We start from the raw sequence: 20,581 nt of genomic DNA on the forward strand, positions 1-20,581 counted from the left end.
TCCACTTCTACAGGGCGTAGAAGAGATGAACGTCACACCTGCCCGGCGGGTCCGTCCCCTGCGGGGGTCTCGGCGGGGGTCTCGACGGGGGTCTCGACGGAGGTCTCGACGGACACGTCGGCGAGGGCGTCGGCGAGGGCCGCTGCGCGCGCACGGGCATCGTCGATGACGGACACCAGGCCCGTGCCGGCGAGCCATCCGCCGGTCACCGCGAGGGCCGCCGACCGGCCGGCGACGAGCGCCCGGATCCGGCCGACCCGCTCCCGGTGGCCGACGGAGGCGTGGGGCAGTGCCCCGGCCCAGCGCACCACGTCCCAGTCGAGCACGTCCGCGTCGCGGATGGGGACGCCGAGGAGGGTCGAGGCGTCGGCGAGCGCGTGCCGGTAGAGGACATCGTCGGGCGTGGCCAGTCCGACGTCGGCAGGGGTGTCCCCCACCCGACCGAACGACAGGCGCAGGACGTGCGAGCCCGGGCCGGCCTGGTCGCGCAGCCACGCCCACTTGGCGGTGGCGTGGGTCAGGGCCTTGGCGGCGACACCCTGGACGCCGCGGGCCACGAGGACGCCGGTGCCCCGGGGACGGGCGTCGAGTTCCGGCACGTCGACGATCAGGGTGACGAGCGCGACCCCGGGTACCGGGTCGGGCCGCTCCGTGGCGATGGCGGGGATGACCGGGGCGAGGAGGTCGACGGCGGCCCGGCCCTCGGTGGCGACGAGGACGCCGTCCGCCCGGATGTGCCGCGTCAGCGTCGAGTGCTCCGTCGTCACGGTCCAGCCCCCGCCGGAGGACGATATCGCCGTGACCTGTTCGCCGGTGCGCAGGTCGGCGCCGCTCGCGCGGAGCTCCTGCACGAGGGCGTCCCGGAGCTGGGCCATGCCTCCGACGAGGCCGCCGACCGCGGCACCGGCCGGAGCCGCCTTCCGGAGCGCCCCGGCTGCCGCCCCCAGCGACCCGAGACGTGCCATGGTGGCACGCAGGCCGGGCGCGACGGAATCGACGTCGAGGTCGTCGGGGTCCGCGGAGAAGACACCACCCGCGACGGGCGCCACGAGCCGGTTGAGGACCTCGTCCCCCATGCGGGTCCGGACCAGTTCACCGAGGCTGACCTTGCTGCGGGTCGCTAGGGGCCCCACCGGCAGGACCCGGTCGAGGGATGCCCGCAGGGCTCCGGCGCGGCCGATCACGGCAAGGGTCCCCGGATCTGAGGGGTCTGCGGGGATGCCGAGCACGCCCGACGTGGGCAGTGGCTGCGCGGATGCCCCGAGGTCCTTCCCGGGGAGCTGCACCCAGGCACCGCTGGCGTCGGGAGACACGATGCGGCCGCCCAGCCCCAGTTCGTCCGCGAGCGCCGGGACGGTGGCGGACCGCGTCGAGAAGGACTCGGCGCCGCTGTCGAGCTGCAGGCCCCCGAGCATGCGTCCGTCCACCGTGCCACCGAATCGGCCGGATCGCTCGAGCACGGTGACGGAGACCCCCCGCTGCAGGAGCGTCCGCGCGGCGACCAGGCCCCCGATGCCCCCGCCGACCACCACCGCGGTGCGGCGCCCGGTCCGCTCCGGAGCCCCGGCGTCCCCGTGCTGTTCCGCCTGCAGGCCCTCGCTCCCGGTGCCCTTCGTCATGCCTACGGCTCCACCGAGTGGATGAGCTCGACGACGCGGGTGAGGACCGCGGGATCCGTGTCCGGCGGTACGCCGTGGCCGAGGTTCACCACGTGCCCCGGAGCCGATGCGCCGGCGGCGAGCACGTCCCGGACGTGCTGTTCCAGGACGGGCCAGGGAGCGGTCAGCAGCGCCGGGTCGATGTTGCCCTGGAGCGGCACGCGGCCTCCGAGGCGACGGCTGGCCTCGTCGAGGGGCAGGCGGTAGTCGACGCCGATCACGTCCACCCCCACCTCGTGCATGGCCACGAGCAGTTCGGAGGTGCCGGTGCCGAAGTGGATCAGGGGTGCGCCGAACCCGCGGACGTGGTCCAGTGCGCGGCGCGATGCCGGCGCCACGTGGCGGCGGTAGTCGGCCAGTCCCAGCGAGCCGGCCCAGGAGTCGAACAGCTGTGCCGCACTGGCGCCGGCCTCCAGCTGCGCGCGGAGGAACATGCCGGAGGCGTCCGCCGCCCAGTCGGTGAGGGCGCGCCAGGTCTCGGGGTCGGCATGCATCATGGTGCGGGGGCCGAGGTGGTCGCGTGACGGCCTGCCCTCGACCATGTAGGCGGCCAGGGTGAACGGTGCGCCGGCGAACCCGATCAGTGGCGTGGAGCCGAGCTGGGCGACGGTGAGTGCGACGGCCTGGCGGATGGGTTCGAGCGCCTCGTCCGTCAGCGTGGGAAGGGCGGCGACGTCGGCCGCGGAACGGATGGGCGCGCCGAGGACGGGGCCCACGCCCGGGACGATGTCCACATCGACGCCGGCGAGCTTGAGCGGGATCACGATGTCGGAGAAGAAGATGCCGGCGTCGACGTCGTGCCGGCGCACCGGCTGGAGGGTGATCTCGGACGCCATCTCCGGATCCAGGCATGACTCGAGCATGTTGGTGCCCTCGCGGAGCGCACGGTACTCAGGGAGGGACCGCCCCGCCTGCCGCATGAACCACACAGGGCGCCGGCGCGGGGTCTGCCCCCGGTAGGCGGAGATGAGTGCCGAGCCGGACGTGCGTCCGTCGACCAGCGGGTGCGTTGCTCCAAGGTCCATACCGCCGATTCTGCCGAAGATCGCTGCGGATGGTTAACCGGGGGCCGGCGCCCGCCCATGCGCGTGGCTAACATCACCTCTGCGATGGAGGGGCAGAATCCCGCAGGAATCCGGGGATTGCAAGCCCTGGTAAGGATTGCCTGTCCAGTGGCGAGGCCCTGTTCTCGGTATGATTGCAGGGTTGTGGTACTTCTTTCACTTGTAGCGACACACTCGAACGTGGACCTGGAAACGGTCGCCCGACTCAGCGTCGGGGCGCCCCAGGTCCCTTCCGCCGTGCTCGCCGACGACAGGGCCGTCTCCGGCGCCGTCGTCCTGGCAACGTGCAACCGCTTCGAGATCTACGCCGAGGCCCCCTCCGACGACGACGTGGAGGCCGCCCGGTCCGCGATCGTCTCGACCATCAGCGAGTACTCCGGTATCCCCGAGCAGTCGGTGTCCTCGTCCTTCGAGACACACACCGGCCAGGACGTCGCGGAGCACCTGTTCGCCGTCGGCGCCGGACTCGACTCCGCCGTGATCGGCGAACGCGAGATCGCCGGCCAGGTCCGCCGCGCACTCATCGACGCCCAGGGCTCCGGCGCTGCCAGCGGCGGCCTCGTACGACTCTTCCAGGCCGCATCGAAGACCGCCAAGGACGTCGGAGCCCAGACGGCGCTCGGCAGTCGGGGCCGCTCGATCGTCTCCGTGGCCCTGGAACTGGCCGGGGACATCTCCGAGGACGCCGACTGGTCGGCCAAGACCGTGGTCGTGTTCGGCACCGGAGCCTACGCGGGCGCGACGATGGCCGCCCTCAGGGAGAGGGGCTGCACGGACATCTCGGTGTTCTCCTCCTCGGGACGCGCCGAGGCCTTCGTGGCGACCCGCGGCGGGACAGCGGTGGCCGCCGCGGACCTGCCCGGCGCCATGCGACGCGCCGATGTGGTCATCGGCTGCAGCGGGAGCGACGCACGCATCGACGCCGCGGACATCGAACGCATCCGCACCGGCAGCAACCGCCCGCTCGTCATCATCGACCTCGCCCTCAGCCACGACTTCGACCCCGCCGTCGGGACGCTCGCGGGCGTGGAGCTCATCACCCTCGAATCCGTCCGGGCCGCCGCCCCCGAGGAACAGGCCGATGCGCTCACCCAGGCGAGCGACCTGGTGCGGGAGGCCGCGCGTTCCTTCCAGGAGCAGCAGAACACCCGCGCCATGAACGCGGCGATCGTCGCGCTGCGCCGGCACACCCAGGCCGTCCTCGACTCCGAGATGGAACGCGTCCGGGCACAGCACGGGTGCACCGCCGCTGCCGAGGAAGTCGAGTTCGCCCTGCGGCGCATGGTCCGCCAGCTCCTGCACGTGCCGACCGTCCGGGCACGCGAGCTCGCCGCCGAGGGACGCCAGGACGACTACACCGCAGCCCTCGAGGCCCTGTACGGGATCGACGTCGCACCCGCCGGGAAGGTACCCGCGGAGCAGTCTGCAGCAGCAACCGGTTCAGGGTCGGCCGTCAGGTCCGACGCCGTCGTCCTGGCCGCCGGACCCTCCTCCCACCCGCATGTCCACGCGCACACCGATGGCGCCGCATGTCCCGTGGACCACGAACGGCCCGCCGAGAGCGCCTAGCCGCCCGCCCTGCACCTCCCCCGCAGTCCCCCCGCAGTTCCCATGGCTGGAGTCCCCAGGGCTGGAGCGCCCTGCACGACGGGACGGGGACGGGACTAGTAGGTCAGTTTCCCCGGTTCGATCCTGCGCACCCACTCGAGAATCCCGCCGTCCACGGACCGCACGTCCGGGTGGCCCTGCGCGCGGAGGAACCGGACGACGTCGGCGGAGCGGACACCCGACTTGCAGTGGACGAGGACCGTCCGGGTGCTGTCGACCGCCGCGTCACCGTCGAGGATGGTGTTCTTCGGGACCAGCACCGCGCCGTCGATGCTCACGATCGCGTACTCCTCGGGGTTGCGGACATCCAGCAGGTCGAAGTCGGCCTCCCCGACCGACCGTGCCGCGAGGAGCCCCGCGAGCTCGTCCACCGACACGGTCGGGACCGGCTCCTGGGCCGTGCCCGTGTCCGCCGGGCCGGCGGCGGGCATGCCGCAGAACTGCTCGTAGTCGATGAGCTCGGTGATCCGGGAGGCCGTCGGATCCGGCCGCACCCGCAACTCCCGCCAGCTCATGTCCAGCGCGTTGAACACCAGCACCCTGCCGAGCAGCGTGGTCCCCACTCCGGTGATCAGTTTGATCGCCTCGTTGACCATGACGGACCCGATCTGCGCGCACAGGACACCGAGCACCCCGCCCTCCGCGCAGGATGGCACGGATCCGGGCGGCGGCGCCTCCGGGTAGAGGTCGCGGTAGGTGGGGCCGCGGTCCTGCCAGAAGACACTGACCTGCCCGTCGAAGCGGAGGATGGAACCCCACACGTAGGGCTTGCCGAGGATCGCCGCGGCGTCGTTCACGAGGTAGCGCGTGGCGAAGTTGTCCGTGCCGTCGATGATCAGGTCGTACCCGCCGAACAGCGCCAGCGCGTTCGACCGGTCGAGCCGTTCCTGGTGCAGGATCACCTCGACCAGCGGATTGAGCTCCAGGATGCTGTCCCGCGCCGACTCGGCCTTCGACCGACCGAGGTCCGGCATGCCGTGGATCACCTGGCGCTGCAGGTTCGAGAGCTCGACGTCGTCGTCGTCCACGATGCCGAGCGTGCCCACTCCCGCAGCCGCGAGGTAGAGCAGCGCCGGCGAACCGAGCCCGCCTGCGCCGATCACGAGTACACGCGCATTCCGGAGCCGCAGCTGCGCGTCGACGCCGAAACCGGGGATGATGAGGTGCCGCGAGTACCGCAGCGTCTCGTCCTGGGTCAGGGTGCCGCTCGCGCCCACGAGCGGCGGCAATCCGCCCGACGCCGACAGCGACGACGGCGGAGCCTCGGGGCTCTCCGTGGCGGAGCGGCCCGCCGGCGCATCCGCTGGGGCCGGCGAGGACGGGAAAGCAGTCATGCCCAAGGGTATTCCGCAGGACAGCGGCCGGGCCAGCGCAGGGCCCCGCGAGCCCGCCCGGCGTCGCCGGTGGCCGCCCGCAGTGGCCGCCGCAGTCGCCTTCTGCCGGCTGCATCGCGAGCGCGGAGGGCCGATGCCGTGTGGGGTCGGTGGGTAAACTGGGCGGACGTCCCTGACCTTTGAACCGAGGATCGCCCCACGTGAGTGATGAACCGACCGCCGCAGGAAAAGCCCCCCGGCTGCCGCGAGACGAGCGCCGGCGCCAGCTCCTGGCGGCTGCGCAGGAGGTCTTCGTGGGCAACGGGTACCACGGTGCGGCCATGGACGACATCGCCGTGGCGGCCAAGGTCAGCAAGCCCGTGCTCTACCAGCACTTCCCCGGCAAGCGGGACCTCTACCTCGCGCTGCTCGACAGTCATCTCGCGGAGCTGACGCAGCTGCTCGTCGACGCGATCCGCTCGACGGACGACAACAAGCTGCGCGTGCACGCGACCATGCGGGCCTACTTCCAGTTCATCGCGCAGGACAGCAAGGCGCACCGGCTCGTCTTCGAATCGGACATCAGCAACGAACCCGATGTCAGCCGCCGCCTCGAGGAGTTCAATGCGCATTTCGCCAACGCGATCGCCGGGGTGATCGCCGGTGACACCCAGCTGTCCATGGTGGAGGCGACGCTGCTGGGACGCGGCCTCGCGGGCATGGCCCAGATCAGTGCGCGCTACTGGCTGGAGACCGACGGCAGCCTCGACATCGATGCCGCGGCGGAGCTGATCTACCGTTTAGCTTGGCGCGGAATCAGCCGCTTCCCCAAGGAGATCTAGGGTAGGTTTCGGTACGAATCACAGGTTCACTACACAGGAGGCATGCGCCGTGGAAGTCAAGATCGGTATCCAGAACGTCAACCGGGAGATCATCCTCGAGTCCTCCGAGAGCGCGGATGCGATTGCCGAACTGGTGTCCCAGGCGATGAGCAGCGGTTCCGAGCTGCGCCTCAAGGACTCCAAGGGCCGCCAGGTCATCGTCCCGACATCCGTCCTCGGCTACGTCGAGATCGGTGCGGAGGAGACGCGGCGCGTCGGCTTCGGCGCGCTCTAGTCCCGGCAGTCCCGAGGAGACCCGCGGTGGACGGCGCATGCCGCCGCCGCGGGTCTTTTCGTGCCTGCACTTCCGAGTGCAGGCCCTGCCATGCCTGGCCTATGCGGTGAGCCCCAGTGCGCTCATGCGACGCGAGTGGTTGCGGGTCAGCTGGGAGAAGAGGGCTGTCGTGTGCTGCGTGGAGTGCGCCTCGTCCTCGAACAGCAGGCCCGCGAGGTTCTCGCGTTCGATGCCCACCCGCTGAGCCTGCGTGAGCGCCTCGCCCACGAGCCTCCGCCCCCAGAGCGCCAGCCGCGAGGCGAGCCGCGGGTCCTCGGACAGTGCTTCCTTCAGGCGTCGCTGCAGGTGCGCGGCGCCCTCACCCGAGTTGATCGTGCTGATGAGCTCGCGGGTGCGCGGGTCCAGGCTGTCCGCCAGGGCCCGGTAGAAATCGCCGGAGAACGCGTCCAGGACATAGGCCTTCATGAGGGACTCGTACCAGTCTCCCGGGCGGGTGCGCTCATGGAAGGCGTCGACGGACGCCTGGAACGGCGCCATGGCATCCTCCACCGCGACGCCCAGCTGCGAGAGGAAGCGGCCCACCAGTTCGAAGTGCTCGAATTCCTGCACCGCGAGACGCGCCAGGTTCGCCCGGTCCGCGAGGCTGGGTGAGAACCGCGCATCCGATGAGAGCCGCTCGAAGCCCGACAGTTCGCCGTAGGCGATGACGCCGAGCAGATCGGCGACGAAGCGCGCGTAGCGGGGGTCGGTGAGGGCGTCCCCGGCAACCCCGGCTGATCCGGCAGGAGCAGATCCGGCAGCAGCCGATCCAGCGGCACCTGATGCGGCAGCATCCGACTCAGAGCCCGCCGGCGCGGGCGCTCCCGGCGAGCCGAAGGACGCGGTGCGGTGCGGCTCGGTGGCGGAGAGGGCCGTACTGTCGGAGGAGCCGTTGTTCATTCTGCAAGAGTACGCAATCAAAGGCCCGGGGCAACCTGCAGGACGGCGTCCGGGTCTGTTGCGGGACGCCGTCCGCGGTCTATGCTGGCCGTCCGGGTCACGAGGGTCCCATCCTGCAGGCGAAGGGCGCGGACACGCGACAGCGGCGGGTCCTGAGGGCGGTCGAGTCCCTCCGCACATCCGCTTCCTGACTGCACGTCCGGGCTCCCGCGCGGCGGAGCGTGCCCGATGTCCGGGGCGTGCATTACCGTAGGCCTGTGCCAGCACAGCATATGGACCTCCGGGACCGCGAGTCCCACCAGCGCCTCGCCGAGTCGCTCCGGGCGCTGCGCGAGGAACTCGACATCCGCGAGGACTTCCCCGATGTCGTCCTGCAGGAAGCTGCGGACGCGGTAGCGGCCCACCAACTCCCGTCCGCCGACCTTCGGGACATTCCGTTCCTCACGATCGATCCGCCGGGCTCCACGGACCTGGACCAGGCCGTGCACCTCGCGCGCGGCAGTGCGTCCGGCGGAGGGAGCGACGCGGGCTACGAGGTCTGGTACGCCATCGCCGACGTCCCGCTGTTCGTCCGCCCGGGCGGTGCCACCGACGGCGAGGCCCGGCTTCGCGGCCAGACCCTGTACGCACCGGACGGCCGGATCTCCCTCCACCCCGAGGTCATCTCCGAGGACGCGGCGAGCCTGCTTCCCGGCAGGGACCGCCCCGCGTTCGTCTGGCATTTCCATCTGGACGCCGAGGCCGTCGTCCAGTCCGCCTCCGTGCGCAGGGCTGTGGTGCGCAGTCGGCGCCAGCTCACCTATGCGGAGGTCCAGTCGGACATCGATGCCGGTACCGCCGACGAGCAGCTCACCCTGCTCCGCGAGATCGGGATCCGGCGCCTCCAGCAGGAACTCAAGCGTGGCGGAGCAAGCCTCAACCTGCCGCGCCAGGAGATCACGCACGACGGCGAGACCTACGGCATCCTCACCGAGCCCGCCCTGCCGTGCGAGGACTGGAACGCGCAGATCTCCCTGATGACGGGGATGGCCGCGGCGCGCATGATGATCGACGGCGGCATCGGCATCCTGCGCACCATGCCCGAGCCCGACGAGGGGGCGCTCGGCAAGTTCCGCCGCCAGTCCGAAGCACTCGAGCACCCGTGGCCGGCGGACATGCCCTACGGCGCCTTCCTGCGGACGCTCGACGTCACCGACCCGCGGCAGCTCGCCCTCATGCACGCCGCGGCCTCGCTCTTCCGGGGTGCCGGCTACACCGCGTTCGACGGCGAGGTGCCCGACGCCGTCGTGCAGTCGGCCATCGCCGCCCCCTACGCGCACGCCACCGCTCCCCTCCGCCGCCTGGTGGACCGCTTCGTGCTCGTGACCTGCGCGTCGCTGTGCGCGGGCGAGGAGGTCCCCGGCTGGGTCCGGGCCGCACTGCCGGACCTCAATGCGCTGATGGCGTCCTCCAACCAGATCGCATCCCGGCTGGATTCCGGGGCCATGGATGCCGTGCAGGCCGCGCTGCTGAGCAACCGGATCGGCGAGGCGTTCTCGGCCGTCGTCCTGCAGGGGTCACCGCCCGCCGTCGAGGACGCACCCGGTAAGCAGGCACCGCGCCTGTCCGGGACGGTGCAGGTCACCGAACCGCCGCTCGAGGCGAAGTGCTACGGCGAGCTGGTGGCAGGTGAGCGCGTCACGGTGGTGCTGCTGGAGGCCGACATCGTGCGCCGGCGCCTCCGCTTCGAGGTCAAACCGAAGGACGCGCCTCTCCGGGGCCTGCAATGACGCCGGAAACGGGCGGGCAGGGTAGTGTTTAACGCGTAGTAATGGATGCCCGGTCGTTATCATTCGTCGATAACCCGCAGTACCTACTCGATCCCGAGTTTTCCCGCAGGCGCAGGTCTCCTCCGCAGCCCGCACGCAGTTGCAAGCCCGCGATCGGCTTCCACTGGACGCCCTGCGCCCGCCGATACGCTCCGCACGGGACATTCTCCCGGCGTCGAGCCTCAGCGGCCGCAGAGCCTGAATGAACGGTAGAACGTGCACAACACACACCACACAGACACGACGGCAACCGACTCGCACCACCTCGTCGCCGACAATTCCTCCGACGTCATCGATGTCGAGGAGACCCTGGTCACCACCGAGGAGCCGCACGCAGCCGTCGCCGAGACCTTCGCGGACTTCAACGTCCGCCCGGACATCGTCGAGTCCCTCGCGGACGCCGGCATCACCCACCCCTTCCCCATCCAGGCGATGACTCTGTCGATCGCCCTCGGCGGCCACGACATCATCGGCCAGGCGAAGACGGGAACGGGCAAGACGCTCGGCTTCGGCATCCCCGCCATCCAGCGCGTCGTCGGCCCCGACGACGAAGGCTACGACAGGCTCCCGGTTCCCGGCGCACCGCAGGCCCTCGTCGTCGTCCCGACGCGCGAGCTCGCCGTCCAGGTCGCCAGCGACCTCACGACGGCGGCCAAGAAGCGCAACGCGCGCATCGTCACCATCTACGGCGGCCGTGCCTACGAGCCGCAGATCGAGGCCATCAAGAAGGGCGTCGAGATCGTGGTCGGCACGCCCGGCCGCCTGATCGACCTGTACCGGCAGAAGCTGCTGGTCCTCAAGAACGTGAAGATCGTCGTGCTGGACGAGGCTGACGAGATGCTGGACCTCGGCTTCCTACCCGACGTCGAGACCCTGATCGCCGCGACGCCGCCGGTACGCCAGACCCTCCTGTTCTCCGCGACCATGCCCGGCCCCGTCATCGCCATGGCGCGCCGCTACATGACGCAGCCCACCCACATCCGCGCCGCGGATCCCGAGGACGAGGGCATCACCAAGAAGGACATCCGCCAGGTCATCTACCGGGCGCACAACCTCGACAAGGCCGAGGTCGTGGCCCGCATCCTGCAGTCCCGGGGCCGCGGACGCGCCATCATCTTCTGCAAGACGAAGCGCACCGCCGCGAAGCTCTCCGAGGAACTCATCGACCGCGGTTTCGCGGCCGGAGCCATCCACGGGGATCTCGGCCAGGGCGCACGCGAGCAGGCACTGCGTGCCTTCCGCGGCGACAAGATCGACGTCCTCGTGGCGACCGAGGTCGCGGCACGCGGCATCGACGTCGAGGACATCACGCACGTCATCAACTACCAGTGCCCCGAGGACGAGAAGGCCTACCTGCACCGCGTGGGCCGTACGGGACGCGCCGGCAAGAAGGGCACGGCGGTCACGTTCGTCGACTGGGACGACGTGCCCCGCTGGGGCCTGATCAACAAGGCGCTCGGGCTCGATACACCGGAGCCGGTGGAGACCTACTCCTCGTCGCCGCACCTGTACACGGACCTGGACATCCCCGAGGGCACCAAGGGACGCCTCCCCCGGAAGGACCGCAAGCTCGCGGGCATCGATGCCGAGGTCCTCGAGGACCTCGGCGAGACCGGCAAGCGCGGCGGCGGGCACTCCGACGGTGGCAGGAACGACGGAACCAGGAACGACGGCGGCAGGAACGACGGCGGCCGCGGCCGTTCCGGTGACCGAGGACAGCGACGCGACGGTGCTGCCGGCGAGGGCTCGCGCGGTTCACGAGGCCGTGGACGCAGCGACAGCCGCAGCAGCGAGGCTCCTGCAGCGCCTGCGGCCGATGGCGTCGAGGGCGGACGCCGTCGACGGTCCGCCGGCGACGGTGAGGCCCCGGCGGGCGACCGCCAGCGCCGCAGCCGAACCCGCCGACGCAATGGCGAGGTCGTCGCGAAGCCTGCCGGCGGCGCAGAGGACTAGCCCTCGGTGACCGAGCTTCCTGCGCCGTCCGTACTGCCCGACTGGAGTGCGGACGGCGCCAACCTCGTGGTGCACGCGGACAACGCGGAATACCTGGCCACCCTGCCCGACGCTGCGTTCACGATGGTCTACGTCGACCCGCCCTTCAACACCGGCCGCGTGCAGCGCCGCCAGCAGACCACGATGGTCCGGGCGGCCGGAGGCACAGGCGATCGGGTGGGCTTCAAGGGCCTCTCCTACTCGACGGTCAAGGGCATGCTGGCGAGTTACGACGACGCGTTCGAGGACTACTGGGACTTCCTCGCGCCACGGCTCGCCGAGGCATGGCGGCTCCTCACGGACGACGGCACGCTCTACCTGCATCTCGACTACCGCGAGGTGCACTACGCCAAGGTCATGCTGGACGCCCTGTTCGGGCGCGACTGCTTCCTCAACGAGATCATCTGGGCCTACGACTACGGTGCACGGGCCAAGCGCAAGTGGCCCGCCAAGCACGACAACATCCTCGTGTACGTGAAGAACCCGTCCGGCTACTACTTCAACAGCGACGAGGTGGACCGGGAACCCTACATGGCCCCCGGCCTCGTGACCGCCGAGAAGGCTGCGCTCGGCAAGCTGCCGACCGACGTCTGGTGGCACACCATCGTGTCCCCGACCGGCCGCGAGAAGACGGGCTATCCGACGCAGAAGCCTGAGGGCCTATTACGTCGTGCAGTTGCGGCGAGCAGCCGCGAGGGCGACTGGGTGCTGGACTTCTTCGCGGGCTCGGGGACGCTCGGAGCGGTCGCGGGCAAGCTCGGCCGGCGCTTCGTCTGCGTGGACCGCAACCCCCAGGCCATCGACGTCATGCACGCCCGCCTGGCCCCATGGATCCGGGTCCCGCCGGGCAGTACGGCTAGCTGATCGGGGTCCCCGTCGCCAGCGACACGATGGCGTCGAGGACCTGCCCGCTCGTGACGTTCTCCCCGAGCAGGTTGGGTTTCCCGCTGCCGTGGTAGTCGCTGGAGCCCGTGACGAGGAGGCCGTTGGCGCGGGCGATTCTCCGCAGCTCCACCCGGGCCTCCTCCGGGTTGTCCCGGTGATCGATTTCCAGGCCCAGCAGCCCGGCGTCGATCATCTCGTCGATGACCGCGCCGCCCACGACGGCCCCGCGGTTGAACGCGGAGGGGTGCGCGAAGACGGGGACACCGCCCGCCTCCCGGATGAGGGACACTGCCTCCGCGGGGTGCGGCGCGTAGTGGCTGACCCAGTAGGGCGAGCGCGCTGTCAGGACGCGCTCGAACGCCTCCGACCGGGTGGTCACGACTCCCAGCGTGATCAGCGCATCCGCGATGTGCGGGCGCCCCACGGTCGCACCCTCGGTCACATGCTCCTCCACCAGGTCCCAGGTGATGGGGAAGTCCGCGGACATGAGCTCGACCATGCGACGGGCCCGGGTGAGCCGGGCGGTGCGGGATCTCCCGATCTCCTTCCGCAGGCCGGCATGCTCCGGGTCGTGCAGGTAGGACAGCACATGCACGCTGATGCCGGTGTCGGTGCGGCAGGAGACCTCCATGCCGGGGACGAACGTGATGCCGTGCGCCGCGGCCGCCGCGGCGGCGCGCTCCCAGCCGGCCGTGGAGTCGTGGTCGGTGAGTGCGACGGCGTCGAGGCCCGCGGCCGCCGCGGACGCGATCAGGACGTCGGGGTCCTCGGTGCCGTCGGAGACGTTGGAGTGGGTGTGCAGATCGATTCTCACCGGATCCAATCTACGCGCCGTTCCCGGCTCCGTCCGGCACCGGCGCCCCGCCCTGCGGGAGGCCCGGACTTTCCCGCGGCGCGGCGACGGTGAGACGATGACGGGGTGAGCACCGACGACACCGCATCCGCAGCCCGAAATCCCACCGACTCGCCGGAGGGCCAGCCGCTGTCAGACCGCAACGACAACCGCTCCCAGCGGCCCGACTCCGACGCTTTCAAGGCGTTCATGGCCGGCAGCTGGGCGCCGGCCTCGGAGGAGCTCCCTGACACGGCTCCCGTCGCCGCCCATGCGGCCCGCCGTCGTCGTGCCATCTCCGACCGCTTCCCCGGCGAGCGCCTCGTCATCCCGGCCGGGCCCTTCAAGGTCCGCTCCAACGACACCGACTATCGATACCGCCCGCACTCCGGCTTCGCGCACCTGACCGGTCTCGGGCTCGACCACGAGCCCGACGCCGTCCTCGTCCTCGAGCCCGTCGATCCGGGAACGGGCGACGACGGCGGGAATCACGCGGCCACCCTGTACTTCCGGGAACTGGCGGGCCGCGACAGCGCCGAGTTCTACGCGAACGCCCGCTACGGCGGCTTCTGGATCGGCGAGCGCCTCTCGATGGCGCAGATCCGGGCACAGCTCGCCCTCGAGACAGCGGACCTCGCCGACCTCGAGGTCGCCATCACCAAGGACGCCGGCGTTGCCGCGATCGGCGGCGTGAGCATCCGCCTGCTGCGCGAGGTCGACTTCAACGCGGATGCGCTCGTCGACACCTCCCGCATCAACACGGGCGTGGACCTCGAGAAGGCCGACGCCCTCGACGCCGTGCTCGCCGAAGCCCTGTCCGAGCTGAGGCTCATCAAGGACGCCTGGGAGATCGAGCAGATGGAAGCCGCCGTCTCGGCTACCGTCAACGGTTTCCACGAAGTCGTCCGGGCCCTTCCCCGCGCCATCACGCACCCGCGCGGCGAGCGCGTGGTCGAAGGCGCGTTCTTCGCCCGGGCCCGCGAGGAGGGCAACGACCTCGGCTACGACACTATCGCCGCGTCGGGGAACAACGCCACCACGCTGCACTGGATCCGCAACACGGGCACCCTCAGGGCCGGCGAGCTACTCCTGCTCGACGCCGGGGTCGAGGCGGAGAGCCTCTACACCGCCGACATCACCCGGACCCTGCCCGTCAACGGGCGCTACACGGATATCCAGCGGAAGGTCTACCAGGCCGTGCTCGATGCCGCCGACGCCGGTTTCGCCGCCGCGCAACCCGGCCGCAGGTTCCGCGAGGTCCACCTCGCGGCCGTCACCGTGCTGGCGGAGAACCTGGACCGGTGGGGCCTCCTGCCGGTGTCCCTCGAGGAGGCGCTGGCACCGGAGGGCCAGCACCACCGCCGCTGGATGCCGCACGGCACGAGCCACCACCTCGGCATGGACGTCCACGACTGCGCGCAGGCCAAGCGCGACCTGTACCTGGACGGCGTCCTCACGGAGGGCATGGTGTTCACCATCGAACCCGGCCTCTACTTCAAGGCCGAGGACCTCGCCGTCCCGGAGGAGTACCGCGGGATCGGTGTGCGCATCGAGGACGACATCCTGATGACGGCGAACGGCCCGGTCAACCTCAGTGCGGCCCTCCCCCGCGATCCGGACGATGTCGAGGACTGGATGGCCGGCGTCTGGGGCAGCGAGTAGGCGCCGCGCCCGGACGATGCGGGCCCGGGCCGGAGACGGCCAGGAACGGAAAAGGCAGGGACCAGAGGGTCCCTGCCTTTTCCGTTCCGGCCTGTTGTCCGGCCGGTGCCGTCCGATCCTCAGCGGATCAGCGCGGACCTCCGGCGGCGGAGGAGCCGTGCGGCCCTGCTTCCTGGCCGTCGGCGTCCTGTCCGGTGGATGCCCTGGGCGTACCGGTCCCCGACGTCGGCGCGACGGGAGAGTCCTCCACGCGCACACCGTACTGGGGCCGTCCATCCGGAAGATCGGGGAACTGTCCCCTGCGAGGCCCACTGGCGCCGGGACCGGCGGTCTCGCCCTCCGCCGTCCCGGGCTGCTGCGGCTGCTGAGGCTGCTGAGGCTGCTGAGGCTGCTGTTGGCCGGTGTAGGGGTCGTTCCACGACGCCGGGCGCTCGGGCGCCTGCTGCGGAGCATGCCCCGGTGCTGTGCCCCACGACGAGGAATTCGCCCCGGGGTGCTGCGCCTGCCCGTTCATGGGCAGCTGCTGGAGCAGGCGACGGGCGTCCCCTGCAAGGCTGGGATCCACGATGATGTCGTAGCTCGTCGCGATCACCTGGCTCGTGGAGGTGAAGTCGCGCTTGCCGCGCTGGACCGCGTACGTGATGACGCCGAAGAGCAGCCAGAAGATGGCGCCCAGGGCGATCGAGGAGGAGATGGTGCTGCCCGCCTCGCTGCCGGCGAAGAGGCTCAGGATCAGTCCCACGAACAGTCCGAACCAGGCTCCCGTCGCGGCACTGGCGAGCGCGACGCGCGGGTAGCTGAGGCGGCCGGTGACGCGTTCCACCGTCTTGAGGTCGTTGCCGACGATGGCCACGCGCTCCACGGCGAACTTGTTGTCGGCGAGGTAGTCCACGGCTTTCTGCGCGTCGAGGTAGCCGGTGTACCGGCCGATGGTCTCGCCCGAAGGCAACACCCGGCCCAGGTCGCGGGATGCAGTGGTTCCAAGTGGTGGTGTCGACATACGTCCATTCTCCCGTACCGCTCCCGCCGATGGGAGGCGGTACGCCGGAGGTGAACTCCCGGGCTGCCCGGCGCCCGTCCGCAGGGCGGAGCCTGAGTCGGCCGGCGTGCGTCTTCCGCCGGTACGATGCCCTCCCTGCGCGCCACGCCGGATAGCCTAGAGCAGTGACTACCAACCCGACACGCGTCTTCGTCGCCCGACTGCTGGGCCTCGATGTCTTCGATCCGCTGGGCGACCGCCTGGGCAGGCTGCGGGACGCCGTCGTGCTCGACCGCGGCCCGACCAGGACACCGCAGGTGGTGGGCCTCGTGGTCGAGGTCCCCGGCAAGAAACGCGTCTTCGTGCCCATGACCCGCGTCACCTCGATGGACCCGTCCCAGATCATCTGCACCGGCCTCGTCAACCTCCGCCGCTTCGAGCAGCGCGGCGCGGAGATGCTGGTCGTGGCCGAGCTCTTCGACCGCCGCCTCACCCTGCGCGACGGCAGCGGCAGCGCCGTCGTCGAGGACATCGCGATGGAGCGCAACCGTGCAGGCGACTGGCACGTCTCCCAGCTGTTCGTGCGACGCGGCGGGTCTACCTCTCCCCTGCGCGGGCTCCGCCGCGGCGGCGAGCGACTCATCATCGGCTGGCTCGACGCCTTCCACGGGACGACGGACGAACCGCAGGGCGCCACCCAGTTCGTCGCCCAGCACGACGACCTCAAGCCCGCCGACTTCGCCGACGCGCTGCACGAGATGAACGACAAGCGGCGCATCGAGGTGGCCGGAGAACTCCAGGACGACCGCCTTGCGGACGTCCTCCAGGAACTGCCCGACGACGACCAGGTCCAGATCCTCCAGTCACTGACGCGCGAGCGTGCGGCGGACGTCCTCGAGGAGATGGACCCCGACGACGCGGCCGACCTTCTCAACGAGCTCCCCGAGGCGCAGAAGGAGGAGCTCCTCCAGCTCATGGAACCCGACGACGCCGAGGACGTACGCCGGCTGCTCGAGTACGAGGAGGACACCGCGGGTTCCCTCATGACCACGGTGCCGGTCATCCTCCCGCCCGAGGCGACCGTCGCCGAGGCCCTCGCGCACGTCCGGCGCGAGGAACTGACACCGGCCCTCGCATCGTCCATCTTCGTGTGCCGGCCTCCACTCGAGACACCGACAGGGCGCTACCTCGGCGTGGTCCACATCCAGCAGCTGCTGCGCTACCCGCCGCCGGAGCCGCTCGGCAACATCATCGACACGGACCTCGAGGCCGTGGGCGACCAGGCGAACGTGAGCGAGGTATCGAGGATCCTCGCCACCTACAACCTGAACTCGCTGCCGGTGGTGAACACCGACGGCAGGCTGGTGGGTGCCGTGACCGTCGACGACGTGCTGGACCACCTGCTGCCCGACGACTGGCGGGCACAGGACGACAACTCCGCAGCGAAACGAGGTGACCGCCGTGGTTGAGAAGATCCGATCGAATTCACGCGGACTCGACACCCCCCGGGAGGCGCGCAAGCGCCTCCTCCCGCGCCTGCGGCCGAACCCGGACCGCTTCGGCAGCGGCACGGAGAACATCGCCCGCTTCATGGGTACCCCGCAGTTCCTCTTCTACATGACGGTCTTCGTCGCGGTCTGGCTGACGTGGAACACCGTCGCTCCCGAGAACCTGCGCTTCGACAGCGCGGCGCTCGGGTTCACGGCACTGACCCTGATGCTCTCCCTGCAGGCCTCCTATGCCGCACCGCTGCTGCTGCTCGCGCAGAACCGCCAGGACGACCGCGACCGCGTCTCCATGCGTGAGGACCGCCAGCGGGCGGAGCGGAACCTGTCCGACACCGAGTACCTGACGCGGGAGATCGCGGAGCTGCGCATCGCCCTGCGCGAGGTGGCGACACGCGACTACGTCCGCTCCGAGCTCCGCTCCATCCTCGAGGAACTCCTCGAGACGACCGACGGCCAGGAGCTGACCCTGCAGAAACGCAAGCCCCGGAAGCCGTCGGAGAACACCGTGGCGATGCCGAAGGTCCAGCCCGCCGGGAGGAAACCCGTCCGGTGAGCCCCCTACCCGACGAGGAGGCCGTCCGGACGGCCCTCACCACGGTGATCGACCCCGAACTGCGCCGCCCCATCACCGAACTCGGCATGCTCGAGTCCGTGTCCATCACGGGACGGACGGTGCGGATCCGGGTCCTGCTGACGATCGCCGGCTGCCCCCTGCGCGACACGATCACGCAGGACGCCGAAGCCGCCCTGTCCGCCGTCGACGGCGTGGAGCACGTCGAGGTCGAACTCGGCGTCATGGACCAGGTACAGCGCGACGCGCTGAAGGAGCAGCTGAGGGGCGCCGGTGGCCGCCGAGGCATCCCCTTCAACGACCCATCGTCGCTCACGCGCGTCTATGCGGTGGCGAGCGGCAAGGGCGGTGTCGGCAAATCCAGCGTGACCGTGAACCTGGCGGCCGCCATGGCCGCGCAGGGGCTACGGGTGGGCATCGTGGACGCCGATGTGTACGGCTTCTCCGTCCCCGCCCTCCTGGGCATCACGCAGCAGCCCACGCGCGTCGACGAGCTCATCCTGCCGCCGGTCGCTCACGGTGTGAAGGTGATCTCCATCGGTATGTTCGTGGAGGGCAACCAGCCCATCTCCTGGCGGGGTCCCATGCTGCATCGCGCACTCGAGCAGTTCCTCACGGACGTCTACTTCGGTGACCTGGACGCCCTGTTCCTCGACCTTCCCCCGGGGACGGGCGACATCGCCATCTCCGTTGCACAGTTGCTGCCGTCGTCCGAGCTCCTGGTCGTCACGACGCCGCAGAGTGCTGCTGCCGACGTCGCCGAACGGGCCGGTGCCATGGCCGCGCAGACGGGGCAGCGCGTGGCCGGGGTGATCGAGAACATGTCCTGGCTCGAGCTGCCCGACGGCGGGCGGCTCGAGCTCTTCGGCGCGGGGGGCGGGAGCACGCTCTCCGCGAGGCTGTCGGCCACGCTGGGCACGGAGATCCCCCTGCTGGGCAGCATCCCGCTGGACGTCGCCCTGCGGGAAGGTGGCGATGCCGGCACTCCCCTCGTCCTGGGCGGAGGGACCTCGACGGCCCGAGCCGAGCTGACGGCGATCGCTTCGACGCTCACCCGCCGCCCGCGCGGCCTGGACGGCCTGAGGCTGCCGGTCAGCCTCCGCTGACACGGGGCAAGCCCTCTGCTAGGTCGCTTCGAGGTCGTAGGGCGCGGCCTGCCCGGCTTCGAGGCGCGGCCCGATCGGTACGGCCGGGGGGCGGCGGGCGACGACGGGTGCAGGCGCAGCGGGCCCGGACTGGGGGGCGCCACCGCTGACAGGCTTGAAGACGTCCTCGATGTCGTCGAGGAGCGCTTCCTTGATGATGCGGCGGGGGTCGTACTGGCGGGGGTCGAGCTTGCGCCAGTCGACCTCGTCCAGTTCCGGACCGACTTCTTCCCGGAGTTGCTCACGGGCTCCCGTGGCCATGCGGCGCAGGCCCTTCACGAGCCGGGCGAGTTGGGCTGCGTACTCCGGAAGCCGCTCCGGGCCGAGCACCACGACGGCGATGAACGCCAGGACCACGAGTTCGAGGCCGTTGATTCCCAACACGTGAAAAGACTACCTTCCCGGCCAGTGCCGGCCACATTCGCCCGCGCCGCACGAGCGCGCGGGACAGGAGCTGTGGCGCCCTGCCGTCCGCGTCGCCGCAGGGTCGCCTACCCGTTCTCCCCGGGATGCGTGATCATCGAGAGGCCGCGGAGAATCCGCTCCATCATGGAGTCCTCCTGGACCTGCGGCGCCAGGGCCAGCTGGGCATGCTCCGCCGTGACGAGCTGGCTGAGCGTCTGCGGCATCTCCGCGGCGGGCAGGGTCGAGACCACGGTGTAGGTGACGGACGGCGAGTCGAGCACCACCTGCCATGGTTCGCCGGAACGGACCCAGACGTCGCGCTCGGCGCCGCCGATGTGCTCGAAGCCGTCAGCCGTCACGATGTTGCCGGTCACGGCGTTCAACGGGAGGGCGCCGGCGTCGCGAACCCCGCTGACCTTCCGCTGTTCGTAGACGGTGACCGTGTCGCCGTCGTTCTCGAGGACGATCTCCAGGGTCGGCCTGCCTGCGACCGTGATGCCCTCGGCGCTCTGCAGCCGGAAACCGAGGGATTCGAGCTCAGGGCAGTACCAGCCTCCGGACCGGAGGGTCTCCAGCTGGTCGGTGTCCAGGTAGGTGGGCGTCTGCGACGCGACGGACTCCCAGCGCGCCTGCAGTGCGGTGGCTCCGGTCGCCGCTCCTTCGGCAGTGACGGACCGCGCCTCGGAGCCCATGACGTAGGCGCTCGCGAGGATGGCGGTGGCGACGGCGGCCGATGCACCGACGGCGGTGAGCACCGTCCGGCCACGGGGAGCGGCCCGCGCGTGGTAGTCGCGCACGAAGGCCGCACTGGAACCCGTCCGGGCCTCATGCAGGCCGGTATCCAGGCCGGTATCCAGGCCGGTATTCAGGCCGGCGGTGGAGCCGAAGGCGGACGACAGGAGCCTGCGCTGGAGGTCCGGATCCGGGGCCGGGCTCCGCAGGCCCAGCAGGGCGCTCTTGAGGCTCCGGAGGCGCGAGACCGTCGCGGCACACGACGCACAGCGTGCGACATGCTGCTCTACGGCGATCCGGCGCCGGTCGGACAGCTCACCGTCCACGAGGTCCTGCAGGGAGCGATGGGGATGAAGCATCGTTC

Annotated in this window: 18 protein-coding genes; 10 read left to right on the top strand and 8 right to left on the bottom strand. The window is 70.7% G+C overall.

Going from position 1 to position 20,581, the window contains the following annotated elements; genetic code table 11:
- Positions 1-32 precede the first annotated feature (32 nt).
- Both hemG and hemE read right to left on the bottom strand, forming a co-directional pair.
- A complete protein-coding gene (gene hemG / locus ACX80H_RS04365; protein WP_459311295.1) occupies positions 33-1,619 on the bottom strand; it encodes a protoporphyrinogen oxidase in 1,587 nt (528 codons plus the stop codon).
- A 2-nt stretch (positions 1,620-1,621) separates the two neighbouring features.
- Positions 1,622-2,683, bottom strand: coding sequence for a uroporphyrinogen decarboxylase (gene hemE / locus ACX80H_RS04370; protein ID WP_459311297.1), 1,062 nt, complete (start codon positions 2,681-2,683; stop codon positions 1,622-1,624).
- Positions 2,684-2,866: 183 nt separating this feature from the next.
- Here hemE and ACX80H_RS04375 point away from each other — a divergent pair, with 183 nt between their 5' ends.
- Positions 2,867-4,291 carry a glutamyl-tRNA reductase gene (locus ACX80H_RS04375; RefSeq protein WP_459311299.1) on the top strand — a complete coding sequence of 475 codons (1,425 nt, stop codon included), beginning with the start codon at positions 2,867-2,869 and terminating at the stop codon, positions 4,289-4,291.
- A 95-nt stretch (positions 4,292-4,386) separates the two neighbouring features.
- On the opposite strand, the gene moeB is transcribed toward ACX80H_RS04375, so the two are convergent.
- Entirely contained in the window at positions 4,387-5,664 is a 1,278-nt protein-coding gene (moeB, locus tag ACX80H_RS04380) for a molybdopterin-synthase adenylyltransferase MoeB (RefSeq protein WP_459311300.1), read from the bottom strand.
- A 200-nt stretch (positions 5,665-5,864) separates the two neighbouring features.
- Here moeB and ACX80H_RS04385 point away from each other — a divergent pair, with 200 nt between their 5' ends.
- A complete protein-coding gene (locus ACX80H_RS04385; RefSeq protein WP_301226605.1) occupies positions 5,865-6,485 on the top strand; it encodes a TetR/AcrR family transcriptional regulator in 621 nt (206 codons plus the stop codon).
- A gap of 49 nt (positions 6,486-6,534) precedes the next feature.
- A complete protein-coding gene (locus tag ACX80H_RS04390) occupies positions 6,535-6,759 on the top strand; it encodes a DUF3107 domain-containing protein (RefSeq protein ID WP_087076515.1) in 225 nt (74 codons plus the stop codon).
- Between the two features lie 99 nt (positions 6,760-6,858).
- Here ACX80H_RS04390 and ACX80H_RS04395 read toward each other — a convergent pair whose 3' ends face one another.
- Positions 6,859-7,698, bottom strand: coding sequence for a ferritin-like fold-containing protein (locus tag ACX80H_RS04395; RefSeq protein WP_459311303.1), 840 nt, complete (start codon positions 7,696-7,698; stop codon positions 6,859-6,861).
- Between the two features lie 257 nt (positions 7,699-7,955).
- Here ACX80H_RS04395 and ACX80H_RS04400 point away from each other — a divergent pair, with 257 nt between their 5' ends.
- The 3 genes from ACX80H_RS04400 (at position 7,956) to ACX80H_RS04410 (ending at position 12,362) form a co-directional block, all read left to right on the top strand.
- Entirely contained in the window at positions 7,956-9,467 is a 1,512-nt protein-coding gene (locus ACX80H_RS04400; RefSeq protein ID WP_459311305.1) for an RNB domain-containing ribonuclease, read from the top strand.
- A gap of 330 nt (positions 9,468-9,797) precedes the next feature.
- On the top strand, positions 9,798-11,459 hold the full coding sequence (locus ACX80H_RS04405) for a DEAD/DEAH box helicase (RefSeq protein ID WP_459313361.1): 1,662 nt from the start codon (positions 9,798-9,800) through the stop codon (positions 11,457-11,459).
- Positions 11,460-11,465: 6 nt separating this feature from the next.
- The gene (locus ACX80H_RS04410; RefSeq protein WP_459311306.1) at positions 11,466-12,362 is read left to right on the top strand and encodes a DNA-methyltransferase; all 897 of its coding nucleotides are present in this window, start codon (positions 11,466-11,468) and stop codon (positions 12,360-12,362) included.
- Here the strand turns inward: ACX80H_RS04410 and ACX80H_RS04415 are convergent.
- Complete coding sequence (locus ACX80H_RS04415; protein ID WP_459311308.1) at positions 12,355-13,197, bottom strand: PHP domain-containing protein; 843 nt, start codon at positions 13,195-13,197, stop codon at positions 12,355-12,357. The two genes, ACX80H_RS04410 and ACX80H_RS04415, sit on opposite strands and share 8 nt — an antisense overlap.
- Before the next feature lie 105 nt (positions 13,198-13,302).
- On the opposite strand from ACX80H_RS04415, the gene ACX80H_RS04420 reads away from it, so the two are divergent.
- Positions 13,303-14,877 (top strand): aminopeptidase P family protein, encoded by a 1,575-nt coding sequence (locus ACX80H_RS04420; RefSeq protein ID WP_459311310.1) that lies wholly within the window; start codon positions 13,303-13,305, stop codon positions 14,875-14,877.
- Between the two features lie 127 nt (positions 14,878-15,004).
- On the opposite strand, the gene ACX80H_RS04425 is transcribed toward ACX80H_RS04420, so the two are convergent.
- A complete protein-coding gene (locus ACX80H_RS04425) occupies positions 15,005-15,877 on the bottom strand; it encodes a YflT domain-containing protein (RefSeq protein ID WP_459311312.1) in 873 nt (290 codons plus the stop codon).
- Between the two features lie 164 nt (positions 15,878-16,041).
- On the opposite strand from ACX80H_RS04425, the gene ACX80H_RS04430 reads away from it, so the two are divergent.
- The 3 genes from ACX80H_RS04430 to ACX80H_RS04440 are packed head-to-tail and all read left to right on the top strand — an operon-like array spanning position 16,042 to position 19,041.
- Positions 16,042-17,325 (top strand): magnesium transporter MgtE N-terminal domain-containing protein, encoded by a 1,284-nt coding sequence (locus ACX80H_RS04430; protein WP_459311314.1) that lies wholly within the window; start codon positions 16,042-16,044, stop codon positions 17,323-17,325.
- Positions 17,318-17,917: a DUF1003 domain-containing protein gene (locus ACX80H_RS04435; RefSeq protein WP_459311315.1), complete on the top strand. Its 600-nt coding sequence runs from the start codon at positions 17,318-17,320 to the stop codon at positions 17,915-17,917. The genes ACX80H_RS04430 and ACX80H_RS04435 overlap by 8 nt, the downstream gene beginning before the upstream one ends.
- Positions 17,914-19,041 carry an Mrp/NBP35 family ATP-binding protein gene (locus ACX80H_RS04440; RefSeq protein ID WP_459311317.1) on the top strand — a complete coding sequence of 376 codons (1,128 nt, stop codon included), beginning with the start codon at positions 17,914-17,916 and terminating at the stop codon, positions 19,039-19,041. Before ACX80H_RS04435 ends, ACX80H_RS04440 begins: the two co-directional genes overlap by 4 nt.
- Positions 19,042-19,059: 18 nt before the next feature.
- On the opposite strand, the gene ACX80H_RS04445 is transcribed toward ACX80H_RS04440, so the two are convergent.
- Both ACX80H_RS04445 and ACX80H_RS04450 read right to left on the bottom strand, forming a co-directional pair.
- A complete protein-coding gene (locus ACX80H_RS04445) occupies positions 19,060-19,464 on the bottom strand; it encodes a Sec-independent protein translocase subunit TatB (RefSeq protein ID WP_459311319.1) in 405 nt (134 codons plus the stop codon).
- A 107-nt stretch (positions 19,465-19,571) separates the two neighbouring features.
- Complete coding sequence (locus ACX80H_RS04450) at positions 19,572-20,576, bottom strand: anti-sigma factor family protein (protein WP_459311321.1); 1,005 nt, start codon at positions 20,574-20,576, stop codon at positions 19,572-19,574.
- Between the last annotated feature and the right edge of the window lie 5 nt (positions 20,577-20,581).

The sequence above is a fragment of the Arthrobacter pasteuri genome, assembly GCF_054510955.1.